Raw genomic sequence first — 23,271 nt, forward strand, 5'->3', positions numbered from 1 at the left:
GAAATGGGCCAGTGTGGGAGAAATCATTTTGGCCTGTGGGATTGGTGGTGTCTGCAATGGCGCCATCGCGAGCAGGCTCACTCCTACAGGGGAACGCATTCCAAATGTAGGAGTGAGCCTGCTCGCGATAGCGCCCGCCCAGTCGATGAAGATGCCGACTTGGTCTATACCTGTGGGGAACCACGCCACCCGCAAAAGGTTCGTACCAACAAGAGCGCGGTCATTTGCACGCGCCCCGGGGAGAATCACCGTCATGCCTGAAACCCAGACCGCCATCGCCGACATTCATATGCTCGACCGCGGCTACTCCCGCGAAGCCCGCTCGCTGCTGTATCAGGCCTATCGCCACGAGCCGACCTTCGGCTACCTGTTCGAAGCCGAGCGCCCCGGCTACGAGCAACGTGTGCGGGCCACAGTGCGCGAACTGGTCAAACAGCATTTTCTGCAGGACTTGCCCGCCATCGGCCTGCTGGTCAACGACCGCTTGATCGGCATCGCCCTGATCGCGCCGCCGCAACGTCGCCTGGGCATCACCGAGAGTTGGGCGTGGCGCCTGCGTATGGTGCTCAGCACCGGTTTCCGCTGTACCCGCCGCTATCTGGAATACCACGATGCCGTGGCTGCCTGCGTACCCAGCGATTCGGTGCACATGCTGCCATTGCTGGGGATTCACCCACAATTTCAGGGCAAGCACTTTGGCGAGCAACTGCTGACTGCCGTACACAACTGGTGCGCGGTGGACGAAACCTCGCAAGGCGTGGTGCTCGACACCGGCAACCCGCGCTATCTGGAATTCTATAAAAGGCAGGGTTACCAAGAGATCGGCGAAGTTGCTGTCGGGCCGGTGCGCGAACACGTGTTTTTCCACGCCAATCCGCAGGTGTTACAAACTGCAACAGCATGACAATCGAACTTCTTGGGAAATTTCCTGTTCTATCACGCTCCCAAGCCCGTGATAGCATCCGCGCCTATGAAGTTTCCAGGAAGATTTACCAGTGGCGTGCTCATGCTGTTAACCAGCTGCGCGGCGCTGGCGCAAAGTGAATTGGATGTGCGGATCAAACCGTCCAACGATGAACTCAAGGCCAATATAGAAGGCTATATCGGCAGCCTCGGCGATCGTGACGAAGAAGCCCTGCAGCGCTTCAGTCGCGGTGCCGAAGAGCAGGCGCGCAAAGCGGCTCAGGCGTTGGGCTACTACCAGCCGCAGATCGAAAGTGACGTCAAGGGCGGCAAAAAACCGCGTCTGGTGCTGAACATCGATCCCGGCGAGCCGATCCGCCTGCGCAACGTTACCATCCGTGTTGACGGTCCGGCTGCCTCCCTCAAATCCTTTCGTGTCCCGAAAAGCGACGTGCTCAAGTCCGGCGCGGTGCTCAACCATGGCCGTTACGAAGACGCCAAACGACTGATTCAGAATCAGGCCTCGCGCTTCGGTTTCTTCAGTGGCCATTTCACCAGTCAGAAACTCCTGGTCGACCCGCGCGCCGGTGTCGCCGACGTCGAACTGATCTACCAAAGCGGCCCGCGTTATGCGCTGGGCAAAGTCAAATTCGAAGGCGACACGCCGTTCGACGAAGACCTGCTGCAACGCATGGTGCCGTTCAAGGAAGGCGAGCCGTACGACTCCGAGCTGATCGCCGAACTCAACCGCGATCTGCAATCGAGCGGTTACTTCGAAGGCGTACGCGTCGACGCGGCGCCGACTGCCGCGAAAAACGACGTAATCCCGGTGGACGTCAAACTCGACACGCGCAAGCCGCGCACCATGGGCCTGGGTCTCGGTTATTCGACCGACGTCGGCCCGCGCATCAAAGCCAACGGGACACGCCACTGGGTCAACCCACAAGGCGACAGCTATGGCTGGGAAGCCGAACTGTCGGCGCCACGACAAAACGTCGGGCTGTTCTATGACATCCCGCTCGCCCCGCCGCTGACCGACAAACTGCGTTGGGCCGGCGGTTATCAATTCGAAGACATCGACGGCTCCGACACACTGAGCAAACTGCTGACCTTCGGCCCGGAATGGCACAGCAAATTACCGAGCGGCTGGCAGCGGGTGATTTCGCTGAAGTGGCAGCGCGAGGAATATGAACTCGGCGACGACTCGGGCCTGAGTACCTTGCTGATGCCCGGCATCAGTTATTCGTACCTGAAAAGCGACAACCGCATCGACCCGCACAACGGCTATCGCTTGAGCTTCGAAAGCAAAGTGGCGAAAGAAGGCCTCGGCTCGGACAACAACCTTTTATATGGCACCGCGCTGGTCAAGGGGCTGACCACGGTGTTCGACAAACACCGCTTGCTCGGTCGTGTTCAAGTCGGCGGCAGCGCCACCAATGGCTACAACTCGATTCCGCCGTCGCTGCGCTTCTTCGCCGGTGGCGATCAGAGCGTGCGCGGTTACGACTACCAGAGCCTGTCGCCGAAAAACTCCGACGGTGATCGCATCGGTGGCCGCTACATGGTCGCCGGTAGCGTCGAGTATCAATACTCGATCGCCGAGAAATGGCGCGTCGCGACCTTCGTCGACCAGGGCAACTCTTTCAACAAACTCGAACTGCCGAACCTCAAGACCGGAGTCGGTATTGGTGTGCGCTGGGTCTCGCCGGTGGGGCCGATCCGCCTCGACCTGGCCCACGCACTCGATGACGACGGCGGCATCCGGCTGCACTTTTCCATGGGGCCTGAGCTGTGAAGCGTGGTTTGAAAATAACGGCACTGGCGCTGTTGGCGCTGGTGTTGTTGATTGTATTGAGTATCAGCGTCGTACTCGGCACCGCGGCTGGCAGCCGTTGGGTGCTCGGCCTCGTGCCGGGGCTGACGGTGGAGAATTTCCAGGGTCGCCTCGGTGGGCAATGGAGCGCCGATCATCTGCTGTGGCAGCAAGACAGCAGCCGCGTCGAACTGAACAAGGCGATCTTCGCCTGGTCGCCGCTGTGCCTGACGCGCATGACCTTGTGCATCGAACAGCTCAAGGCTGATCAGGTGATTCTGCAATTCCCGCCAAGTGAAGAAACCACCGAGAGTGGCCCGATCAAACTGCCGGATCTGCAATTGCCGGTGGCCATCGAATTGGGCGATGTGCAGGTCGGCAGCCTGTTGTTCAACGGCAGCGAGCAGCTCAAGGGCTTGCAACTGGCGGCGCACTGGACCGCCCAAGGCATGCAGATCGACAGCGTGAAATTGCAGCGCGACGACCTCAGTCTGAACCTGTCCGGCACCCTCGCGCCAACCGGCAACTGGCCGCTGAACATGGCCGGTGACCTGACGTTGCCATCGCCGGGCACCGATCCGTGGACACTGGCGTTGAAAGTCGACGGCGACCTGTTGAAAACCCTCAATCTGCACGCCGACAGCCGGGGTTACCTCGACGGCCAGTTGAGCGGCGAGCTGCAACCGCTGGCGGAAAACCTGCCGGCAAAAGTACGCATCACTTCCGAGGCGTTCAAACCTAGCGCTGACCTGCCGGACACCCTGCAACTCAATCAACTGCTGCTGACCGGCGAAGGCGACCTGAAAAACGGTTATCAGCTCAACGGCAACGCCACACTGCCGGCCGACAAAGGCCCGGTGGCGCTGCTGCTCCAAGGCAAGGTCGACGCCAGCGGCGCGCAGATTGCCGGTCTCGACCTGACCGCCAACGACAAACAAAGCCTGAAACTCTCCGGCAGCGTCGACTGGAGCAAAGGCCTCAGCGCGCAAGCCAACATCAACTGGCAGGATTTTCCGTGGCATCGGCTCTATAACGAAATCGACGAGCCACAGGTCGCTTTGCGCACCTTCACCGGCGAGGTTTCCTACACCGACGGCCAATATCTCGGTAACTTCGCCGCCGCACTGGATGGCCCGGCGGGGGCGTTTACCCTGAGCAGTCCGTTCAGCGGCAGCCTTAAACAGATCGCTTTGCCGCAGTTGAAAATGGAGGCCGGGCAGGGCAAAGCGGAAGGGCACGTCAATGTCCAGTTCGCCGACGGCATCGCCTGGGACACGGCGCTGGAGCTGTCGGCGCTGAATCCGGCGTACTGGGTCGCCGAGTTGCCGGGCACTTTGGCCGGGCCGCTGAAAAGCACAGGTGAAATGAAGAATGAACGCCTGAGCCTCACCGCTGACCTCGACTTGAAAGGCAAACTGCGCGGCCAACCGGCGATCCTGCAAGCCAAGGCCGACGGCGCTGGTGAACAATGGAACCTGAATGCCCTGCAAATCCGCCTTGGCGACAACAGCATCAGCGGCAAGGGCAGCCTGCAACAGAAACTCACCGGGCAGATCGACATCAAGTTGTCGCGACTGGCTCAGCTCTGGCCGCAACTGCGCGGGCAGGTCAACGGCCAGGTCAATGTCGCCGGCACGTTGAAAGCGCCACAGGGCAAGCTCGGTCTGCAGGGTTCGCAATTGGCCTTCCAGGACAATCGCCTGCAAAGCCTCAACCTCGACGCCACGCTCGACAGTGCGCAACGGGCGAAAATCGATCTGAAGGGCAGCGGCATTCAGGCCGGCGATACCAACCTGGGCGTGTTGACCGCCAGCGCTCAAGGCGACATCAAGAACCAGAAACTCAACCTCGACCTGATCGGGCCGCAGCTGAAACTGGCCCTTGGCCTGGACGGCAATCTGGACAAGGGCAACTGGCGCGGGCGCCTGGCCAGTGGCGACATTCAGGCCGGTGGCCAGGACTGGAAACTGCAAAGCCCGGCCAAACTTGAGCGTCTGGCCGACGGCAAAATCAACTTCGGTGCGCATTGCTGGGTGTCCGGCGATGCCAGCCTGTGTGGTGAAGATCAGCGCCTGATGCCGGAGCCGAAACTGCGCTACCACCTCAAGCAATTTCCGATCGAAAGCCTGGCGCAATGGCTGCCAAAAGACTTCGCCTGGAAAGGCAGGCTCAACGCCGATCTGCAACTGGATCTGCCGGCCAGCGGCCCGAACGGCGTGGTCAGTGTCGACGCCAGCGGCGGCACTTTGCGCATGAAGGACAAGGATCAGTGGCTGGACTTCCCGTACCAGACCCTGAAACTCACCAGCAAACTGACGCCGAAACGCGTCGACACCGAACTCAATTTCGTCGGCGGCAAACTCGGCGAACTGATGGTGCAGGCGCAGCTCAATCCGTTGCCGAAAAACAAACCACTGAGCGGCTCGTTCCGTCTTTCCGGGCTGGACTTGTCGGTGGCGCGGCCGTTTGTGCCGATGGTCGAGAAACTCACCGGACGCCTCAACGGCAGCGGCACCATCTCTGGTGGATTGCTGGCGCCGCTGGTCAACGGCACCGTGCAACTGAGCGACGGCGAAGTGTCCGGCGCCGAGTTGCCGATGGAGCTGCAGAACCTGCAACTCACCGCCCTGATTGCCGGCGAATCGGTACGCCTTGACGGCGGCTGGAAAAGCGGCAAGAGCGGGCAGGGCAGCCTCAACGGTAACGTTGCCTGGGGCCAGGCGCTGGTGGTTGATCTGGCATTGAAAGGCACGCAATTACCGGTCACCGTCGAGCCGTACGCCAAGCTTGAAGTGGCGCCGGACCTGAAGATTTCCATGGCTGGCGACGAACTGAAAATCGCCGGCAAAGTGCAGGTGCCCAAAGGCGAAATCACCGTGCGGGAGCTGCCGCCGTCAACGGTGAAAGTCTCCGACGACACGATCATCGTCGGCGCGCAGACCGAAGAGGGAAAACCGCCGATGGCCATGAAAATGGACATCGACGTGGTGGTCGGTGAGGACAAACTGGCTTTTGCCGGCTTTGGTCTGACCGCCAACGTGCAAGGGCATGTGCACATTGGCGACAACATGGACACCCGTGGTGAACTGTGGCTCAACGACGGCCGCTACGGTGCCTACGGCCAGCGCCTGCAAGTGCGCCGTGCGCGTCTGTTGTTCGCAGGTCCCCTCGATCAGCCGTATCTGGACATCGAAGCGATTCGCCAGACCGACGACGTGATCGCCGGTATCCGCCTGAGCGGCAGCGCCGAGCAACCGACCACGCAGATCTTCTCCGAACCGGCGATGAGTCAGGAGCAGGCCTTGTCCTATCTGGTGCTGGGCCGTCCGCTGAGTACCAGCGGCGAGGACAACAACATGCTCGCGCAAGCGGCGTTGGGTCTGGGCTTGATGGGCAGCTCCGGGGTCACCAGCGGCCTGGCCAAGGATCTGGGCATTCAGGACTTCCAGCTCGACACCGCAGGCAGCGGCGATGCCACCAGCGTGGTGGCCAGCGGCAATATTACCGAGAAGCTCAGTTTGCGTTATGGCGTCGGCGTGTTTGAACCGGCCAGCACCATCGCGTTGCGTTACAAGCTGAGCAAGAAGGTGTATGTCGAGGCGGCCAGTGGTGTGGCCAGTTCGCTGGATATTTTCTACAAGCGCGATTTCTAGATCGTAACTGGTTATTTGAACCGAGGCGCGGCCTTCGCGAGCAGGCTCGCTCTTACATTGGGAATGCGTTCCCTTTGTAGGAGTGAGCCTGCTCGCGATGGCGTTGTTTCGGTCAACATCAATGGTGCGTCTGATGGCCTGATCGCGAGCAGGCTCACTCCTGCATTGATCTGTGGCGGGCTAGAATTTTGTGTTACCGGCACACCAGCGACACCCGCTCATAGTTCAGCGCCTTATTGCGTTCCGGCAGTGTGTAAGGCGCCTCGCAGCGCTGGCCTTGCCAGACGATGACGAGGCTGCCGGTGTCGCTTTCCACCAGCGCCAGTGCTTTGCCGCTCGGGTCGGAGATCGCCAGTTGTTTGCCGGCGCTGTCTTCCAGCGAAGCACCGAACGGGATCGGCTGGCGCTGCGCATCGAACAAGGCAAATTGCACGCGCCGTCCAGTCTTGCTGGCATAGCGCGCCAGCACCACTGCTCCACGGCGCGGCACCACTTGCCGGGTCGCATTGTCAATTTCGATATCGGCGCCCAGATCGCGGGTGTCGAGGTTGATCCAGTTGACCCGATAGGGTTGCGCATTGGGCACCACGGCATAGCCGTTACGCCCGGTTTTCGCCCCGGAGAAGCTGCCGATTTTCACCCCGGAAACGCCTTCGACCTGCGCCAGTGCAAACGTCTCACCGACGGTTTGGCCCAGGTTGATACCGCCGCCGTGACCGACGATCGAGCCGGCCAGATTAAGGTTCTGCGAGTTGTAGCCGCGCCCCTGGCTGTATCCGGCGCTGATGTCCATCACCGAGGTGCGGGTGCTGAGGTTGGCTGAACCGCTGCTGCCACCGGTGCTGCTGGTGCCGCCCTGCACCGAGTAATAAGTGTCGCTGCCTTGCGTCAGGTAGCCGTTGATCCCGACCTGAGTGCTGTCGGTGGCTTTCTGTGTACTGGCGGAAACAAAGGCGCGGGGTGCACGAGGTTTCGAACCCAGCGGAAAAGACAGTGACAGGTTGACCAGGGTGTCGTTGTTCGCCGGCCCATAGTTGCCGATATCCTTGGTGTAGGTGGCGCCGAGGTTGTAACTGACTTCGCCCCAATAGTTGCTGTAACCCGCCGACAGGCTTTGCGAGCCACCGCGGCCCCAATAGCGCTGGTCACTGGCGTTGAGGTAGACGCTGCCAAATTGCTGGTTACGCCCCAGGCTCTGGTTGACGGTCAGGTCGGTGCGGGTTTTCGAGTTGCCCGTGCGCTTCTCGCCTTCGTTGCTCAGTTCCTCGACGTGCTCGGTGAGGGTGCGATAGCCCTCGGTCGAATAGCGATAGGCAGCGAGGGTGAAGCTGGTGTCGGTACCGGTAAAGGTCTTGGCGTACAGCGCCCGCAAGCTGTTGCCTTTGACCACTTGGCCAAAGGTGCGACTGGCGGAATGCGTCACGTCGAGCGACACGGCGCCGATGGGTGTATTGCGCCCTGCGCCCACGGACAACGCCTGGAAGTCCTCGGTCGCTTGTACGCCGACAATGCCGGACAAGTTACTGCTGACACCATAGGCCAGCGTGCTGCTGAGAAACTGCGGCGACTGCTGATCGTCGCTGTTGCTGTTGTAGCGGCCGACCGAGACGCTGTATTTCAACTGCCCTTGGCGCACCATGATCGGCAGGCTGGAAAACGCCTGCACCGTCACCCGGCGCTGACCGTCGGCCTCGATAATCGTCACTTCCAGATCACCGTTGGAGCCACTGGGATAAATATCGCTGATCTCGAATGGACCCGGCGGCACGTTGGTGGTGTAGAGGATGTAGTTGTTCTGGCGAATTTCCACGGTGGCGCTGGACTGTGCAATCCCGCGAATGATCGGTGCATAGCCGCGTTCGCTGTCGGCGCGCATGCCGTCGTCGGAAGCCAGTTTCAGGCCGCGATAACGCACGCTGTCGAACAGGTCGGCATCGGAAAAAATATCCCCGGCGCTGAACTGGCCCTTCAGCGCGGTCAGGTCATGTTGCAGATAGCTGCGGTTGCTCTTGAACTTACTCGGCTGGCCGGTGCTGCTGTTGAAGTTGGACTCGTTGCGCAGGCGCCAGCCACCGAGGTTGATGCCGTTGCGCAGGCCGACGTTGTTGGAAATCGTGTCGGCGGTCTGCGTGCTATTGCGGTTGCTGCTCACTTGATAGTTGATAAATGCCGCCGGCACGCCTTCGTCCCACAGGGCCGGGTCGACGTAGCCACGTCGACCGCGCTCCATGGCGCTTTGCGGCACGCTGACCAGCAAACGCAAGCGCGGCACGTCATAGCGCACGGTGGCATGCTCGATCAATGCGGGGAGGTCGAGGCAGGCGTTTGGATCGTCAGCGTCGAGTTTGCCGCTGGCCTGCAACCGGGCAATGTCGACGCCCAACTGCTGGACCGTCTCCAGGGTCAGGCAGGCCTGAATTTTGCCGCTGCCGGGGTGGCGTCGGAAATCGATGTCGCGACGACCGACCAGCGTGTCGTTGCTGTAGAGGTCAACCCGGTAGTTGCCGGGGAGTACGCTGTTGCTGGCGAGCAGCGATTGCACATCGACGGTGGACGCGGCGCCTTGCAGAAACGACGTATTGAACTGTTCATCGCCATCAGCCTGGCACGCTGTGCTGATAGCCGAGGCGATCAACAACGATGCCAGGCCGTCGCGTTTGAGTAAAAACATGCAGGAACCCTATATCACCTCCGATACGAACTAACGGAGCGAAGAGAAATACAGTGAAAGTGCGCTATCAAAGCGACTCGCGACTTATGGAGATTCGTTCTTTGGGCGAGCGCGGGTTTCGGCGCTGTTGGAAAGTTGCGCGGTAAAACGATCTTGGGCGCCATAGTCATTAATGCTGCTGAACAACAAAGTTGGCGTGTTCGTCGAGTGAAGTTGTTTTAGGGCGAACTCTTTGCGTTCGCCGGGGGCGATCATCAGCGAGTCAAACGGATGCTCGCTGAGTGCGCCGGATTGCAGGGTGATATCGGCAATCGACACGTGATAAAGACCGGGGTTGTTCACCACCAGCACGCTTTTGCCGGCGCGCTCGGCCAGGCGCCAGGTCAATTCACCCGGTGCCAGATACGCGTTGTTTTTCATGCCTGCGGGGCGGAAGAACACCTTGATGCGCTGGCGTACGGCGAGCTGCAAGGTGTTTTCGGTCTTCGCGGTCTGGGGGATTTCCTGCACGTTGAGCCAGACCACCGATTCGCGGTCGGTCGGCATGCCGGTGCCTTCGTAGATGACCCGCAGTATTTGCTGTTCTTCGCCGCTGACGCGCACCAGCGGCGGCGTCACCGCAAACGGCACGGAAGCGGTTTCGCTGGCATCGGTGTCGATCCATGACTGGATCAACACGTCTTCACCGCTGTTGCGCACGGTGATGCCGGCTTCCTTGTGCTGGCCGTCGAAGACCAGGCGGGTGCTGCTCAAGGAAATCCCGGCCGTGGCCTGATTAACTATCAACAGACCCAGCAGGCCCGCACAAAACGACAATGAATGACGATAAAACATGATGGCTACCGCGCAGATAATTGAAAGCACGGGGCCGCGAGGCCCCGCACCGGGTTCGAAAGTTCGCGCGGGTTATTCGTATTGCAGGGTGAACGGCAGGGTGGCGTCGCCGCGACCGGCAACAGCCAGTTTCGGGTCAACCGTGGTGACGTAGGCGGCCGAAAATTTCAGTGTGGTATTGCTGTCCTGCAGGGTGTTTTCGATCTTCGCGGTGGCTGGCGAACTCAAGTCGATCACGGCGCCATTGGCGTCGAGCAAGGCGATACCGATGCCTTTTGCAGCCCCCAGGCCGCTGATCAGTCGCAGCACTTTAGTGCCAGGTTCGATGCCCGAGCCGGCGCCCTTGGTCGGTTCAAAGATCATCGCAACCTTGGTGCCGGCGTTGCAGTTGATCTTCATGTCGAAGTTCTCGACGCTCAACGTACCGTTGCCTTTCGGCGCGGTGGCGGTGCCCATGTCCTTGATCGACACTTCCCCCATGGCGACGGAGATGGTTTTGTCCTTGCCGGCGCTTTCAACCGAACAGGCGTCGTTGTTGATGGTGCCGGTGAAGTTGATGGTGCCGCTGCCGGCTTTGGTCGGGGTCACTGGCGGGTCGGCTGCCAGGACATTGCCGGCCGCAGCAAACATCGAAAGGGCGAGAAGCGTTCGGGACAACTTTTTCATGTTGCTTTTTCCATTGGTGGGGATAAGGCAACACAATAAAATGCGGTTTACCGGTGGAACATCAGACGATCCTTAGAAGTTCGGAAACTGCCGGAAAGTGTCTTTTTCATTAGTTAAACAAGTTACGTTCTATGCAGTAAGTCAATAACTCTTGGTCGCTGCTGACGTCCAGTTTGCGCATTGCCGAGATTTTCTGCGTGCTGATGGTCTTGGCACTTCTGTTCAAGTGGCGGGCAATGTCGTTGACGCCTTGGCCCTGAACGAACAAACGCAGGATTTCATGTTCCTTCGGCGACAGCCTTGAAAAGCGTTCGTCCAGATCAGCGCCGTCGTTCACTACGGATGTTGGCGCGGGTGCCTGCCAGCGCACCGGGTTGCCTTTGGCGATGGCTCTGAGTGCGGTCTCGATTTCGTCGTGCAACTGGTTTTTCTGAATGACCGCCAGCACACCCAGTTCCTGCAGGCGCGTGAGGATCAACGGATTGGAAATCATCGTCAGTACCAGTACCCGAACCTTGGGAAAGTGCCTTATCAAGTACTCCACCAGTTTCAGGCCGTCACCGTAAGGCGAAGCGGCGGGCATGTTGAAGTCGGTGATCAACAGATCTACAGGCTTGGTCTCCAGCAGCTTGATCAGCTCATCGGAGCCAACGGCTTCGCCCACCACGCGAAAGCGTTGGTCACGCTCGACCAGTTCCCGCACCCCCAGCAGCACGATGGGGTGATCATCGGCAATGACAACGTTGAAGGTTTCCATGAGTGATTTATCCAGAGTGAAGTTATTCGAGGGAGTCGAGCAGATCTTGCAGCCGCGTCAGATTCTGTCGCACCGCCACGGCCAGAGCGGGCGTCACGGCCATGCCGGTCAAACGACATTCCAGCTCGACAAACGCGCTGGCCAGCGCATTGATCTGCACCGCCCCCAGCGCCCCTGCCATGCTGTGCAGTTGCTGCGCCACGCTGTTGGCGTCTGCCGCATCCAGTGCCGCCAGGGTGGTCTGAATATCTTGGCGCAGGGTGGTGACAAACAACTCGCGCATTTTTGCAGATAGCGGCGGCGGGGCATCGATAACGGGGGGCACAGCGATTTTGCAATGTTGCTCAAGTTGCGTACGCAGGGTGGCAAGGTTAAGCGGCTTGACCATCCACGCGTTCATGCCGACGGCGGCGCAGCGCTCGCCTTCTTCGCGCAGGGCGTTGGCGGTGACGCCGATGATCGGCAGTGTCGAGTCCTGCTGGCGTACTGCTTCAGCTAACCGGTAGCCGTTCATGACCGGCATGTTGACATCGGTCAGCAGCAGATCGAAGCGGCCGGGCGCCCACTGCGCCAGGGCCTGTTCGCCATTCGCAGCGACGATCACCGAGCAGCCGAGGGCTTCCAGTTGTTCCTTGATGATCGCCGCGTTGATCACGTTGTCTTCGGCCACCAGCACCTGCAGATTCAGTGGGCGAGTCTTTGCCTGCAACGCGGCGGGGCGCTGCGCATTGGCGCCGTGTTGTGCCAGATAAATCGCCCAGGCAATCGCGCGTACATCGTCGGCATCGACCGCCCAGTCTGCATCGCTTGGCTGCGCCGGATTGGGGCCGCCCGCAATGGCAACGATCCTTGGCCCGCTCCAGTGCGGGGCGTTGTCGAGCGGGGTGAGGTCCACCAGCAGCGCCGAGGATGGCGGCATCTCGGTCGTCACCAAGCGGCAATCCAGACCAAAACGCTTGAGCCAGGCCATCAGGTGCAGCGCCAGTTCGCTGATCGGTGCACGTACATAAACGGCGGGGCTGCTGGCCACGAAAGCGGGGCAGTCGGCCAAACTGCCCGGCCTGTTCTCCAGCGTGAGTTGCAGGGTAAAACTGCTGCCCAGTCCCGGTTCGCTGACCACGCTCAACTGGCCGTGCATCAACTCGCACAGCCATTTGCAAATGGCCAGGCCCAGACCCGCACCGGCCTGACTGTCGGCGTCGTTGACCTGATAGAACGGGTCGAACAATTGCTGTTGCTGCGCTTGGGAAATCCCCACCCCCGAATCGCTGACCTGCCACTGTACTTCGGCGTTATCGGCGGCGTTTTGCAACACGCGTACGCGCAGCACCACGCGACCGTTGTCGGTAAACTTGATCGCGTTGCTCAGCAGGTTGTTGAGGATCTGGCGGATGCGCAACGGGTCACCGCGCAGTCGATCCGGCAACGTCGAATCGATGCACGCATACAGTTGCAGGCCTTTGGCGCGGGCAAAGGCGCTGTAAGTGCGCACTACGTCTTCAGTCAGCTCTAGCGGACAGAAGTCCTGAAGCTCAAGGGTCATTTGCCCGGCTTCGATCTTCGACACGTCCAGCACATCGCTGATCAGCTTGAACAGGCTGGCGGAGGAGCGCTGGATGGTGTCCAGATAATCCTGCTGGCGCGGCGCGAGCGGCGTCAGGCCGAGCAATTCGAGGGTGCCCAGCACGCCATAGAGAGGGGTGCGAATCTCATGGCTCATGGTGGCGAGGAAGCGGCTCTTGGCCTGGTTGGCCGAGTCGGCGGCCTGACGGGCTTCTTCAAGAGCGGCGGCGTCTTCGATATGCCGAGTCACGTCATGCAACGCACACAACCAGGCATCCTGGCCTTGATAGCGCGTCGAGACGAAGGCCAGATGCAGATGACGCCCGTCGATCTCGAGATCGGCATGCCCGGACTCGCTGTGCGCCTTGAGCAGGCTCATCAAACGGCTGCTGTCGTGCCATTGCTGGGCGCGCTGGTTTTCCAGGAGCACTTGGTGATCGCTGCGGCGGATCACACAGAGGCCGGTCGGCGCGGTGTCGATCACCGCACGGCTGAACGCCTCGCTTTCGGCAATGCTCGCGTGCGCACTTTGCGCGGGGATGATCACGCGCGCGGTGTACCAGCGATTGATGACGCGACCGCAACCAAGCAACGCCAGCACCACCGCCACGAGGCACAGCAATGGCCACAGCGCGTAACTGAGAAAACTGCGCAGGCTGATGACGTAGATTGCGGTCCAGTGCTGTGCGCCGGGGCTGCTCAGTTTGAACACCAGGCCGTCACGGTCGAAATTTATCCCCTCATCCAGTACCTGGTCGGATCTCTGTGCGCCGGTCAGGACCACGCCGGCCGGGGTGATCAAGGTGAAGTCATCGTAAATCGACCACTCCATCAATCGCTCGATGTTGTTGACCTGAGACAGTTTCAGCAGCGTCCCGACCACCACCCAGGAATCGGCGCCCTCGATGGTCAGCGTTGGCTGCAGCAGATTGATCCTGACGTAGGCCAGCAACGTCGGTGTTGCCTCGTGGTCCTGAGTGGGCGGGTAGGGTGCCCAATGCACTTGATGATCGGCCGCTGATGAAGGCTGTTCGCGTGTGTGCTGGTTCACCTGGCTCATGACTTGGGCAAACGCGCCGATCTGCATCGGGCCAGCACCGCGCAAGCGCCCGGCGGAGGGCACGGCCACGTCGAAATTGTCGGGGCCATTGAGCAGGATCACTTGCGGCGACTGATAGTGCGATGCCGCCCAGAACGCGCTGTAGTAGGCGGCCAGATAACTTCCCAGCGCGAAAACCTTGGGGTATTGGTCGGCGGCGATTCTGTTCGGATCGATCTTGACACTGAACGGCAGTGAAAACGGCAAGCCGCGACCTTCATAGATATTCGGACCTTCATCGGGCAGCAGCTTTTGCGAATAGGTGGGCAACACCACCAAAGGGAAATATCGACCCTTGGCACTGGCCTGGGAGATATCGCGCAGAAACACTTCCTGCTCGTGGATGTTCTCCATCAATCGGGCGAAGTGAAACTGCAGGGTGTCGCGCTGCTCTTCGAGCATGCGCAGCACCCCCACATAGCTGATGCCCAACAGCAGCAACACCAGTGCGCCGAGCAGCAGCAGCGTTTTGTTCAAACGCAGCGAACTGCTGGCCAGTTTGTCCAGAAATGCATTGGTATGCGGCATTACAGCGCCTGACCAGCGGTGATGGGGCAGTCTTGGGACACAGTGACCTCGGTAGCAAGCGACGTTCAACAATAGCCACGTGCCGCTCACCAGGCGTTCGCTGGCCCGTCGTGGGTCAGCAACTGCTGGAACTGATCTGCAGAGACGGCGTGGGAGATCAGGAAACCCTGAACCTGAGTGCAGTCGATTTTACGCAACAGAGCAAGTTCTTGTGCGGTTTCTACACCTTCGGCCACCACCGTCAGGCCCAATTGCCGACCGAGGCTGACAATACTGGTCAACGCCTGCGCGAGTTCGGCGTTGGCATGGCAACCCTGGACCAGTGCGCGGTCGATTTTCAGTTCGGTGAACGGCGCCGACACCAGGTTCATATACGAGCTGTAGCCCTTGCCAAAATCATCCTGCGACAGACCGAAACCTTTGATCCGCAAGCGGCAGGCGCCGGCGTAGAAATTGCTGATGTCATCGGGCACCGAGCACTCCATCAATTCGAAACAGATCCGCGCGGGCAAGCCTTGATGGGCAAGCACGAAGGCGAGAATGCGATCAGGCAGGTCATGGCTGTTGAGCAGGTGCGTGGGCAGGTTGACCGAGACCGGAATGTCATAACCCTGCTCGCGCCACGTAGCCTGGGCGGCGATCGCCTGTTTCAGCACGCACCAGAGCAACGGCTCTTCGAGACCAAAAGCAATCAACGCCGGCAAAAATACCCCGGGCAACAGCGTGCCATGTTCAGGATGATTCCAGCGTATCAGCGCTTCGGCGGCGACGATCCGGCCATTGTTCAAAGCCTTCTTCGGTTGAAACCACGCTTGCAGCTCACCGTTGTCGAGGGCATTGCAAATACTCTGGCGATCAATGCCGGGATGCGTCGCCGCCGGGACGCTCTGGCGCAGCGCCTGCAATTGATCGATCAGGCAGCGCAGGGCGGCCGCATTCACCGGTTTCGAAATCAGTCCGATGACTTTCACTTGCAGGTTGCTCGCGACCAGACTGGCGCCCATCAACATGCGTCGCGAGGCGGCGCTCATGATCGCCAGTGCCGGGCGCGAACGCTGCGCGGCGAGGCCCTGAATAAACTGCACGCCGTCCATGCCCGGCATCAGCAAATCGGTGAGCACCAGATCGAAGTCGCGGTGTTTCAGGCAGTCCAATGCTTCTTCGCCGTCCCTGGCGCACGCCAGATCGAAGTCGCCCAACTCGCTGAACAGGTTCTGCAAATACAGGTGCTGGAAGGGGTGGTCTTCGACAATCAGAATGCTACAGGGCTTCATGGGCGACTCGTTCGTAGGGAGCCAGGACAGCGAACAAGGCTCGAAGCGTAAAAGGTTTGACCAGGCAGTGATTCATGCCGGCAGCCAGGCACAGCGCGTCCTCACCGCGCAGGGCGTTGGCGGTCGCGCCGATGATCGGAATGCTGCAACCGAGGCGCCGCAGGGCTTTGGCCAACTCGTAACCGTTGAGACGGGGCATGTTGACGTCGGTCAGAACCAGGTCGAACGCAGCGTCGGGCCACAGCGCCAAGGCCTCTTCACCATCGCTGGCCAGCGCCACCGTGCAGCCGAGTTCTTCGAGCTGATCGCGCAGGATCAGTTGATTGATGACGTTGTCTTCGACCACCAGGATGTGCAGGTGCAACGCGCTCATCGCGTGGGGTTCACTGTCTTGCGGGCGGTGAACGATCTGGCCGCTCTGGGCCTGGCGAACGGCCCGTTGAATCGCCAGCAGATCATTCAGATTGACCTGCCAGCCGTCGCCGCTGAACTGCGGCTCGTGGGCGCCGTCACCGCTGGCCAGTACGCGCGGCCCACGCCATGTCAGGTTCGGGCGCTGTCCGAAGGCCGCGGGATACAGTTCCAGCAACACTGCCGTTGTATCAGGCTCGATGTCGTCCGGTGCGCCGATATGCGCGCGGGCGCCCCAACGACGCAACCAGCCACTGACGCTGTCGGCCAGTTCGCGCACGGGCGAAACGACATAGACAATGTCCGCTGCCAAGGGCGGCAAAGCTGCGGATGGTGTGTTGCTGCAGCGTTGCTCCAGCGGCACGCTGAGGGAAAAACTGCTGCCAAGGCCCGGCTCGCTGACCATGCGCAGGGTGCCATTCATCAAGTGGGTCAGACGCTGGCAGATCGGCAACCCCAGGCCGGTGCCGGCAACCACATTGGTGTTGCCGGCGGTCTGGTAGAACGGTTCGAAAATAAACGCCTGATCGTCATGGGCGATGCCTTTGCCGGTGTCCGAAACCTGCCATTGCAGACACACGCGTTCGCCTTCGCGAGCGAGCAGTCTGACCCGCAACACCACGCGCCCGGAATCGGTGAACTTGACCGCGTTGCTCAGCAGGTTGTTGAGGATCTGTCGCACCCGGCTGACATCGCCGATCAAGCGCTCAGGCAGTTGCGGGTCCAGGCAGGCATAGAGTTGCAGGCCTTTGCTTTGCGCGGCAGCGGCGTAACCCTGCACCACCTCGTGCACCAGGTCCGGGACGGAAAATTCGCTCAGCTCCAGCGCCAGTTGCCCGGCCTCGATCTTCGATACATCGAGCACGTCGCAAATCAACTGCAGCAACGTCGCCGATGATCCCTCGATCGCCCGCAGGTAACTTTTTTGCTGAGTGTCCAGATGCGTGCGCGCCAGCAATTCCAGGGTGCCCAATACACCATAGAGCGGGGTGCGGATTTCGTGGCTCATGGTCGCCAGAAACAAGGTCTTCGCTTCGTTGGCGGCATCCGCCGATTGGCGCGCCTGTTCCAGTGCTGCTTCGATTTGCCGTCGTGCGCTGATGTCACTGAACGCACAAAGCAGCACGTCTTCACCTTTGTAGCGGGTTGGCGCACAGCTCAGGTACAGGTGACGACCGTCGGCGGTCTCGAAGTAATCGGTCAGGCATGGCGTGGTTTCGTCAAACGCATCCCGGATCCAGCCCGCGCCCAGTTGCTCGCTGCACTGGCCCAGCCATTGCCGGGCGAGGGTGTTATCCAGCACCACTTGGCCGTCACTGCGGCGCAGCACGCACAGCGCCACCGGCGCGGTCTGAATCACGTCGCGGCTGAACAGTTCGCTTTCCACCAGCGCCTGTATGCGCTGGATCGCCGGGGTAATGACGCGATGCTCCAGACGACGAACCAACAGGCACACCAGGCTGATACTCAACACGCAGAACAGCAGCGCACCGAGCATTTGTGGCCACAACGCACGGAGCACTGACAGCAAATCAATGGAGTAAGTCAGCTGCCAATCCGACGATTTCAGCTGTTTGCGCAACACCAACTGCTCGGGCAGCCAGCCATCGCCGACGAAGCCGAAGAAATCCTGTTGCCTTAGGAGCGGCAGGTTCTGTTCCGGCGGAGGTCTATGGCTGTTGCTGAACAGCGGTTTGCCTTGTGAGTTGAACATGGTGAACTCGCCGGCACTGTGGTCGTTCAAGGCTCTGGACACTTCACGGTCGTCCATTTCCAGACCAAGCCAGCCGGAGTGGACATCACGTTCATCCAAGCGAATGAAGATGTACAACTGCGAGTGCCCGTCTGCGGCATGGGTCAGCCACAGTTCCGACAAAGTCGCCGTGAGCTTGAGCGCTTCCAACTGATCCAGCGTGGCCTGTGGCAAACCGACGACCAGCGGTGTCGCGTTGTATAGCCGCAATACATGACCGCCGTTGCTGACATATAGCAGGTTGAGCTGCTTGGCTTTCAGGTAATCGCGCATGCGCTGGGTCAACCAGATGCTCCACTGTTTGCCCGGCGTTTGCCCCAGCAGCAGACGGATTTCTTCTTCGGACACCGGCACGTTTATTTTCGCCTTGCGTGTGGCCGACAAGCTCAGGCTCTCCAGCAGCGCTTCACGGGTGGTGAAAAAGGTGTGCGCTTCGGCGATGGCGCTGCTCATGTAGCTGCGCCGTTGGGAAATCTCATTATTGAAGGTAAACAGCAGGAAGCTGTAGACGCCGCCAAGGATGCCCACCAGCAGCACCAGGGCAAAAATGCGCAGCAGGCGCCGCGCCGCATCGGGCGAGGACAGCAGCGGGCTGATCTGATGGAGGTAGTTCTTCAATCTCATCGCGGCACTCTATGGAGGGCCGGCAGCGAGGAAAATCAGACGATCCTTAGAGTGCTACAAGTAATTGACGATGAAGGTGACTTCGGTGTTGGCGCTGCCGGCCTTGAGTTCGCCCGTGGGCAGACGGTAGTACGCGGCGGTTAACGGGATCTTGAAATCGGTACCGGTGGTGGTGAAGGCGTTGAACGGGTAGGTGGTGTCGAATACGATCGGTTGCCCGACATCGTTCATCAATTGCAGGCCGATGCCGCTGGCGGTGGAGGTGCTATTGAGTGCAACGATGCCCTTGGTCGCGTCGATGACGGGCGTGGTGGCCTTGAGCGAATAGGTGACTTTCTTGATGCCGGTCTGGCACTGATTCAAGGCGATGTCGAAGCGCACGGTGCGGGGTTTGGCGCCCGCTTCGCTAAACTCCTGGAGTTGATAGTCATCGCCCATGGCGACCGGCACGGCAGGGGTCTGGCAGGAGGCTGCATTCAACACCAGCGCATTGGCCAGATTGAAGTTATTCAGAATCAGCTCGCCGGCTTTCAGGCTGCCGAGGTTGCCGGCCGGTATCGTGATCTGCGCCGCCAACGGGCCTGACTTGACGATTTCCAGGCGGATCGAGCCTGACATCACGCCGTAGCCTTTTGGGGCGACCGAAAAGAGCGAGGGCTCATAGCGATCCAGTATACCCATCCAGATACGGAACGACAGCCCGGTCTTGCCCAGGGGGAAGGTCGTGACGCTACTGGTCGGGGAGCCAAATGCGGGATTGACCGCTATTCCGTAGAACGAGCTCGCATTGCACGACCAACTGTGCGAGCTCGATTGCTGCGCGGTTTCCTGATAAACCACCGTGCCATCCGGTGTGTCGGCGGGGATGGTCAGGCCGCCATTGGCCAGGCTGGCGCCGCAACTGAGCGTTTGCGGGGAAGGGGAACTGTTGAAGCTACACGTCGCCATTGCGTCCGTTGCGCATGCCAGCAACGTCGCTGCGGCAAGAGTGAGCAGGGGGCGCTGCAGAGTTATTCGCTTCATGAAAAGGGCTATACGTGTCGGCCAAAGAGCGCCGTACGTTAAACACGCCATCTGCCAATGGACATCAGGCGATTCTTAGAACACGTTCCCGCGAATGCGCAAACGCGGCGATGTATTAGACTCAGCAAAGCCTGAAAACCGTGCAGGTTGTGCGGCCCCCGGTTCATAAGAGAGGTCATATGGTCCGCTTGAGTATGGTCTTGCTCGGTCACGAATTCGTCCGCAAGCGTTGGTCTGCGCTGGCGCTGACGGGCATCGCCTGGGGCGCGGCCGGTGTGGGCATCTTCATCGATGCGCTGGACGGCGTACTGTATTTCCCGCTGCATTTCTTTGGCTATCTGTTGCTGCTCGAAGCGCTGATCCTGCTGCTGGTGCCGGCACCGCAAGCCGGCACCGCTGCGGCCCTGCGCAGAGCGCGAGGTCTGGCGTTTCTCTTGCTGGGACTGCTGATCGTCGACCGGCAACACGCCGCCGGGCTGATTCTGGCGGTGCTGTCTGGTGGGGCTTTTCTGCTTGATGGCGGCTTTCGGTTGGCGGCGGCGCTGGTGGTGCGCTTTGCCGGTTGGCAAGTGTCGCTGCTGGCGGGGTTATTCGAAATCGGTTTTGGCGTATTTATCCTCGAACCGTACCCGACGCTGTATAAGGGCACGGTGCCGTTCTGCATTGGCATGAGCCTGTTTCTCTCGGGCTGCGCGTTGTTGCGGCAAGCGGTGCGCTTCAAACACCAGCCGCCGCTGACCAGCCCTTTGTCGGTCAGTGTGCCGGCCAGCAGCAACGCGTTGGTGATTCACGTCTGGACCCCCAGCGGCACCGTGGATGACACTTTGGTGCGCAATCGGCTGCTCAACCGCTACATCGCGGCGGTCGACATCAATGGCGTTATCTCCGCCGGTCACGCGGCACTGGAATGCGGCTCGGACATTTACATCAGTCATTACCCGCAGGATGACATTGATCGTTCGGCCGGGGATTTCGTGCGCTTGCTGCGGGCGACGCCGAACAATGATGTTGCCGGCCGATTTCTGCCTGACTATGCCGGCGAGGTGGCGGACTGGTGCCCGTCTTCGGTGCAGGTCAGTTTTGCCCGCTATGACGCCCGGCGCCTGCATGCGTTCTGGACGGAGTATCGGCAGAACAGCACGTACAACCTGACCAGTCGCAATTGTTCCAGCGCCGTCGCCCATAGCCTCGAAGCGGCCCTGGAAGGGGCGATGAACCGCGGCCATTCGAGCATGCTCGATTTCGCCCGAATCATGTTCAGCCCCGAGTTCTGGGTCGCCGCGCAAGTGCGCAAGCGCGCCGAAGTGATGGCCTGGACGCCCGGGCTGGTGCTCGACTATGCGCGGGCGCTGCATGCGGCCATCGAGCCGGCACCGCCGGGCTGGCACAGCATTTATGCGGTGAGCAAGCGGGCGTTTGGGTATGTGGGCACTGCGTTGCGCGGGCGTGAGGTGCATCCTGTGCAACCGCCATCTGTGCATCCTTCTGACGAATCCTGATCAATCCTGCACCGAGTCGCGGCCTTCGCGAGCAGGCTCGCTCCCACATTGGATCTCTGATCGGCACAGAACGTGTGCCTGATGGAGATCCCCTGTGGGAGTGAGCCTGCTCGCGAAGGCGTCCGCCTATGCGACACAAAACCCACTCCACTGGTCAACTAATTGCAAAGCAACCTAACTATTGCGTTGACATTCGCTGCCTAGGCAGTAACATCTCGACATACATTCACTGCCTAGGCAGTTATTAGGTGAGCAAATGAAGCATTTCACCCCGGACGAATTCAAACACTGCCATCTCGGCCTGTTGCTTGGCCGTGCTGCGCTGCTCAAGGACCGGATCATCGACACCCACATGGAACCCCACGGCATCACCGCCGCGCAGTTCAAGGTGTTGATCATCATGGCTCAGTTCGGCGTCGATACCCCGGCCGAACTGTGCCGGCACCTGTCGCTCGACAGCGGTTCGATGACGCGCATGCTCGATCGTCTGGAACAGAAAGGCTTTCTGGCTCGCCACCGCAGCGAAGGCGATCGCCGTCAGGTGCAACTGAAACTGACCGAGCAAGGCCAGCAACTGGCCGACCGCCTGCCGCACATCGGCGCCGACGCAATGAATGAACTGGCCGGTGCCGTCACTTCGGACGAGTTAAAGACCCTGGAATACATCCTCAAGAAAATCCTGCTGGCAGCCGGTGACCCGATCACCATCCAGCGCTTAGGTGAACACAATGAGCGGTAAAACCTTGCGCAGCAGCCTCACTTTGGTGCTGTCGGCGATGATCCTCGCCGGTTGCGCCAACTACAGTGGCCTCGACACGTCGGGCGCGAGCCTCGATGCGAAAAGCCTGAAAGTCGGCCAGTCCCTCAACGGCGTGACCCTGTCGCCGGCCGCGTGGCCGAAGAGCGACTGGTGGGCCAGCCTTGGCGATCCGCAGCTCGACGGTCTGATCCGCGAAGCGTTGCACGACAGCCCGGACATGCAGATCGCCGAAGCGCGCGCCCATCAGGCCAGCGCCGCTGCCTATGCTGCCGACGCCGAACGCTATCCGACCCTCGACGCCAGCGCTGGCATCAGCCGTTCGCGCCTGGCTCGCGATCAGGATCCGCTGGGGCAGGGCGGTGCTTATTCGACGGTGCGCAATGTCAGCGCCGGTTTCAATTACAACTTCGACCTGTGGGGCGGCCAGCGTGATGCCTGGGAAGCCGCACTCGGTCAGGCTCGCGCCGCTGAAGTCGATCGTCAGGCTGCACAGCTGACGCTGGCCGCTGATGTTGCTCGCGCTTACAGCGATCTCGGTCAGGCGCACATCGTTTATGACCTGGCCAACGAAGACCTCAAACGCACCAAGCAGATGCTCGACCTGAGCCAGCGTCGCCTGAGTTCCGGCATCGACAGCCAGTACCAGTTCCAGCAAACGCAAAGTCTGGAAGCCAGTTCCGAGGCCAGCCTGATCGACGCGGAAAAACGCCTGAACAGCGCCAAAATCGCCCTGGCCGTGCTGCTCGGCAAAGGCCCTGATCGCGGCAACGAAATCGCCCGGCCGAAAGTCCTGCAAGCCAGCGTGGTCGCCGTGCCTTCAGTACTGCCGGCAGAACTGCTCGGTCGTCGCCCGGATCTGGTCGCCGCGCGCTGGCGCGTAGAAGCGGCAAGCAAAGACATTGATTCGGCCAAGACCCAGTTCTATCCGAACTTGAACCTCACGGCCTCGGCCGGCGCCGAATCGTTGTTGGGTGACGCGATGTTCGGTTCGGCCAGTCGCTTCTTCAACATTGCCCCGACCATCTCGGTGCCGATCTTCGACGGCGGACGCTTGCGCGCCAACCTCGATGCGCGCGACGCCGATTACGATCTGGCGGTGGCGCAGTACAACAAAAGTCTGGTGAAAGCACTGGGCGATGTCAGCGACACGATCAATCAATTGCGTGACATCGGTCGGCAGATCGGTGCGCAGCAGCACGCCACCGACATTGCCCAGGATTCTTACAACACCGTCGTCCAGCGTTACGGTTCCGGCATCGGCAACTACCTGGACGTGCTCAGCATCGAGCAGCAATTGCTCCAGGCCCAGCGTCAACTGGCCAACCTCAATGCCGAGCAGATCGACCTGTCGATTCAACTGATGCAAGCGCTGGGCGGCGGCTTCCAGGGTGACACCCTGACCGCAGCCAACGCCAGCCCAGCCACGCCGCACAACTAATT

Annotated in this window: 14 protein-coding genes; 6 read left to right on the forward strand and 8 right to left on the reverse strand. The window is 60.6% G+C overall.

All coding sequences use genetic code 11. The annotated features are described in order from the left end of the window. The first annotated feature begins 253 nt into the window (after positions 1-253). The 3 genes from AK821_RS08600 (at position 254) to AK821_RS08610 (ending at position 6,369) form a co-directional block, all read left to right on the forward strand. On the forward strand, positions 254-904 hold the full coding sequence (locus tag AK821_RS08600; RefSeq protein WP_064389274.1) for a GNAT family N-acetyltransferase: 651 nt from the start codon (positions 254-256) through the stop codon (positions 902-904). A gap of 66 nt (positions 905-970) precedes the next feature. Further along, on the forward strand, positions 971-2,698 hold the full coding sequence (locus tag AK821_RS08605) for an autotransporter assembly complex protein TamA (RefSeq protein ID WP_064389275.1): 1,728 nt from the start codon (positions 971-973) through the stop codon (positions 2,696-2,698). Then, positions 2,695-6,369 (forward strand): translocation/assembly module TamB domain-containing protein, encoded by a 3,675-nt coding sequence (locus tag AK821_RS08610; protein ID WP_064389276.1) that lies wholly within the window; start codon positions 2,695-2,697, stop codon positions 6,367-6,369. Before AK821_RS08605 ends, AK821_RS08610 begins: the two co-directional genes overlap by 4 nt. Before the next feature lie 193 nt (positions 6,370-6,562). On the opposite strand, the gene AK821_RS08615 is transcribed toward AK821_RS08610, so the two are convergent. The 8 genes from AK821_RS08615 to AK821_RS08650 form a co-directional block, all read right to left on the reverse strand. Next, positions 6,563-9,040 carry a fimbria/pilus outer membrane usher protein gene (locus AK821_RS08615; protein ID WP_064389277.1) on the reverse strand — a complete coding sequence of 826 codons (2,478 nt, stop codon included), beginning with the start codon at positions 9,038-9,040 and terminating at the stop codon, positions 6,563-6,565. Between the two features lie 84 nt (positions 9,041-9,124). Beyond that, complete coding sequence (locus AK821_RS08620) at positions 9,125-9,874, reverse strand: fimbrial biogenesis chaperone (protein ID WP_064389278.1); 750 nt, start codon at positions 9,872-9,874, stop codon at positions 9,125-9,127. Between the two features lie 72 nt (positions 9,875-9,946). Further along, a complete protein-coding gene (locus AK821_RS08625; protein WP_064389279.1) occupies positions 9,947-10,540 on the reverse strand; it encodes a fimbrial protein in 594 nt (197 codons plus the stop codon). Positions 10,541-10,649: 109 nt separating this feature from the next. Next, entirely contained in the window at positions 10,650-11,297 is a 648-nt protein-coding gene (locus AK821_RS08630; RefSeq protein ID WP_064389280.1) for a response regulator, read from the reverse strand. 22 nt (positions 11,298-11,319) lie between these two features. Beyond that, positions 11,320-14,487 carry a hybrid sensor histidine kinase/response regulator gene (locus AK821_RS08635; RefSeq protein WP_064389281.1) on the reverse strand — a complete coding sequence of 1,056 codons (3,168 nt, stop codon included), beginning with the start codon at positions 14,485-14,487 and terminating at the stop codon, positions 11,320-11,322. Between the two features lie 86 nt (positions 14,488-14,573). Further along, positions 14,574-15,761 (reverse strand): EAL domain-containing response regulator, encoded by a 1,188-nt coding sequence (locus AK821_RS08640; protein WP_064389282.1) that lies wholly within the window; start codon positions 15,759-15,761, stop codon positions 14,574-14,576. Next, the gene (locus AK821_RS08645; protein WP_064389283.1) at positions 15,748-18,549 is read right to left on the reverse strand and encodes an ATP-binding protein; all 2,802 of its coding nucleotides are present in this window, start codon (positions 18,547-18,549) and stop codon (positions 15,748-15,750) included. Before AK821_RS08645 ends, AK821_RS08640 begins: the two co-directional genes overlap by 14 nt. A 54-nt stretch (positions 18,550-18,603) precedes the next feature. Beyond that, positions 18,604-19,572 (reverse strand): fimbrial protein, encoded by a 969-nt coding sequence (locus AK821_RS08650; protein ID WP_064389284.1) that lies wholly within the window; start codon positions 19,570-19,572, stop codon positions 18,604-18,606. 179 nt (positions 19,573-19,751) lie between these two features. Between AK821_RS08650 and AK821_RS08655 the strand changes: the two genes are divergently transcribed. The 3 genes from AK821_RS08655 to AK821_RS08665 all read left to right on the forward strand — a co-directional run bounded on the left by AK821_RS08655 (position 19,752) and on the right by AK821_RS08665 (position 23,269). Further along, positions 19,752-21,071, forward strand: a complete 1,320-nt coding sequence (locus AK821_RS08655) for a hypothetical protein (protein ID WP_064389285.1) — start codon at positions 19,752-19,754, stop codon at positions 21,069-21,071. A gap of 256 nt (positions 21,072-21,327) precedes the next feature. Beyond that, positions 21,328-21,810 carry a MarR family winged helix-turn-helix transcriptional regulator gene (locus AK821_RS08660; RefSeq protein WP_064389286.1) on the forward strand — a complete coding sequence of 161 codons (483 nt, stop codon included), beginning with the start codon at positions 21,328-21,330 and terminating at the stop codon, positions 21,808-21,810. Further along, entirely contained in the window at positions 21,800-23,269 is a 1,470-nt protein-coding gene (locus AK821_RS08665; protein WP_064389287.1) for an efflux transporter outer membrane subunit, read from the forward strand. Before AK821_RS08660 ends, AK821_RS08665 begins: the two co-directional genes overlap by 11 nt. Positions 23,270-23,271 lie beyond the last annotated feature (2 nt).

The organism is Pseudomonas sp. RIT-PI-r (assembly GCF_001297015.1).
Lineage (GTDB): Bacteria > Pseudomonadota > Gammaproteobacteria > Pseudomonadales > Pseudomonadaceae > Aquipseudomonas.

What these genes read in the sequence shown, in the direction of transcription:
- AK821_RS08600 (WP_064389274.1), top strand. Translation starts at nt 254, where the DNA reads ATGCCTGAAACCCAGACCGCCATCGCCGACATTCATATGCTCGACCGC.
- AK821_RS08605 (WP_064389275.1), top strand. Translation starts at nt 971, where the DNA reads ATGAAGTTTCCAGGAAGATTTACCAGTGGCGTGCTCATGCTGTTAACC.
- AK821_RS08615 (WP_064389277.1), bottom strand. Translation starts at nt 9,040, where the DNA reads ATGTTTTTACTCAAACGCGACGGCCTGGCATCGTTGTTGATCGCCTCG.
- AK821_RS08620 (WP_064389278.1), bottom strand. Translation starts at nt 9,874, where the DNA reads ATGTTTTATCGTCATTCATTGTCGTTTTGTGCGGGCCTGCTGGGTCTG.
- AK821_RS08625 (WP_064389279.1), bottom strand. Translation starts at nt 10,540, where the DNA reads ATGAAAAAGTTGTCCCGAACGCTTCTCGCCCTTTCGATGTTTGCTGCG.
- AK821_RS08630 (WP_064389280.1), bottom strand. Translation starts at nt 11,297, where the DNA reads ATGGAAACCTTCAACGTTGTCATTGCCGATGATCACCCCATCGTGCTG.
- AK821_RS08635 (WP_064389281.1), bottom strand. Translation starts at nt 14,487, where the DNA reads ATGCCGCATACCAATGCATTTCTGGACAAACTGGCCAGCAGTTCGCTG.
- AK821_RS08640 (WP_064389282.1), bottom strand. Translation starts at nt 15,761, where the DNA reads ATGAAGCCCTGTAGCATTCTGATTGTCGAAGACCACCCCTTCCAGCAC.
- AK821_RS08645 (WP_064389283.1), bottom strand. Translation starts at nt 18,549, where the DNA reads ATGAGATTGAAGAACTACCTCCATCAGATCAGCCCGCTGCTGTCCTCG.
- AK821_RS08650 (WP_064389284.1), bottom strand. Translation starts at nt 19,572, where the DNA reads ATGAAGCGAATAACTCTGCAGCGCCCCCTGCTCACTCTTGCCGCAGCG.
- AK821_RS08655 (WP_064389285.1), top strand. Translation starts at nt 19,752, where the DNA reads ATGGTCCGCTTGAGTATGGTCTTGCTCGGTCACGAATTCGTCCGCAAG.
- AK821_RS08660 (WP_064389286.1), top strand. Translation starts at nt 21,328, where the DNA reads ATGAAGCATTTCACCCCGGACGAATTCAAACACTGCCATCTCGGCCTG.
- AK821_RS08665 (WP_064389287.1), top strand. Translation starts at nt 21,800, where the DNA reads ATGAGCGGTAAAACCTTGCGCAGCAGCCTCACTTTGGTGCTGTCGGCG.